The following is a 1,869-nucleotide window of genomic DNA, read 5'->3' as shown; positions in this document are numbered from 1 at the left end:
CAGCCGGTAAGCAAAATCGCTGAGAATCTGCAAGATTCATGTTCGATTTTCACGAAGAAATATTATCTTGGCAGAGAGAACTCAGTTCGCTTTGTCAGCGACTTCGCTTACCGGCGACACGTTATATGCCATATTACCAAAAAACTCGAAAAAATATATTTATGAAAAGAAAAATTTTATTTTTTACATTATTTTTAAACTGTGCTTTATTATCTGCACAAGAAGAAATAACTGCTAAAATTATAATAGATGAATATTCTAATCTTCAAGTAAATCAAATATTTAATCAAAACACTAAAAGTATTTATTCATTTCCAAAAGAAATTTCATTAAATCCAAAAGAGGCAATTTTTTTAAAAGAAAAAGGAATATTTAAAGAATGTGAAATTCAAAATGTAAATAATATCAAATTTGAAATTGTCACTGATAAATCATCAATAACCAATGATTTTTTTATTTCTGACTTAAGATATTTGGGTGTAAAAAATGACGAGCTTTATAAATTAAAAAAAATTAATCTCGATATTTCTTCAAATAAATATAAAATCATGTTTCCAACACAAGAAGATTTAAAAAGAAATTATGTAAGGTCACCTAAGATAATTGCAGGTAATTTTAATTTCTTTGAGGAAAATGGATTCAAAGTTTTTTATTTAGAAAATGAAAAAGAATATTTAGATGAAATGAAAAAAGCTAATATAGGTATGAATAACTCTTTCAACTATTATTCAAAATACTTTGGAGAAAAAAGCAAACCAAGGATTGCATTTGCTCCATTAAATAAACCAAGTATAACTAATGAAAATATTATTGTATACGATTCAAACGTAATTAAAGGTAAAAATAGAGAAAATTCAATCTCACATGAAATTGCGCACATTTGGTTTGGTCAAGACGGTTTAATTATTAAAGAAAGACCATTAACAGAAGGAATTGCTGAATTTCTATCTATGCAATATGTTATCTCGCAACTTGGAGAAAAACAACTTGACAAATCAATAAACGAACGATTATTTAATTTAGAAGGGCAAACATCATTGGAAGCTTTAAAAAAGAATAATTTAGATGCTAATTCGACCCATCTTCTATCTTATGATTTATTGCCAATTTATTTTCAAACAAGGTTATTGAACAATCCTAACTTTATTAATGAACTTGGAGAACTTTATAAAAATAATGTAGTGAAAAAATTAATAGATCTTAATGAAATAAATATTTTTTTCAAATCTAAAGGAGTTGAAACAATATCAACTGATGAAGTATTTCCAGACTTTTTTATCTCAGAATGTTCTTCTAGTGAAGTTTGTATAACATCAAATTCAGAAAAGAATTATGCCGTTGAAATAGGCATTGTTGACTCAAACAATCAAAAGTCTTTAAAAACTTTAACTTTTTCTAAAGAACAAAAAGTACAAAAAATCAATATTGAAAACAATAGTAAAATTGTAATTGACCCATCATATAAAATTTTACAAACATCAAGATTAAATGATATTTGGTCAAAAGATGAAAATAATGTATTTAATAGAAATAGGTACTTTAAAATAAATTCAAAAGAAGATATAGCATTTATTTCAAATGAAGTTGCCAATTATTTAAGTAGAAAGTCAGAAAATATTTCAGATAAAATTATTAAAAGTTATCAAGTAGAAAATAAGTTAAAAGATTTAAGAAGTAATAATTCAAAAAAACTATTAAGTGGCGGTGCTACTTCCTATGTTGAAAAGAAGAACTCTTTATTTCTTTATTTCTCATTTAACAATGAAAATACTAATGAAACAACTGTATTAAAAATTATACTAAAATTAGATTCTGAAAGAAAATCAATTTTAGACATAAAATGTGAAGAATAAAAATACGGCATATAAT

At 24.8% G+C, this 1,869-nt stretch carries 1 protein-coding gene; it reads left to right on the top strand.

All coding sequences use genetic code 11. From position 1 onward, the window contains the following. Positions 1 to 161: 161 nt before the first annotated feature. The gene (locus IAI56_RS15595) at positions 162 to 1,853 is read left to right on the top strand and encodes a hypothetical protein (RefSeq protein WP_187658742.1); all 1,692 of its coding nucleotides are present in this window, start codon (positions 162 to 164) and stop codon (positions 1,851 to 1,853) included. Positions 1,854 to 1,869 lie beyond the last annotated feature (16 nt).

This window comes from Flavobacterium macrobrachii, from assembly GCF_014486675.1.
In the GTDB taxonomy this organism is placed as follows: domain Bacteria; phylum Bacteroidota; class Bacteroidia; order Flavobacteriales; family Flavobacteriaceae; genus Flavobacterium; species Flavobacterium macrobrachii.
Note: the sequence above shows the minus strand (reverse complement) of the source record. Positions and strands in the feature narration are given on the sequence as shown.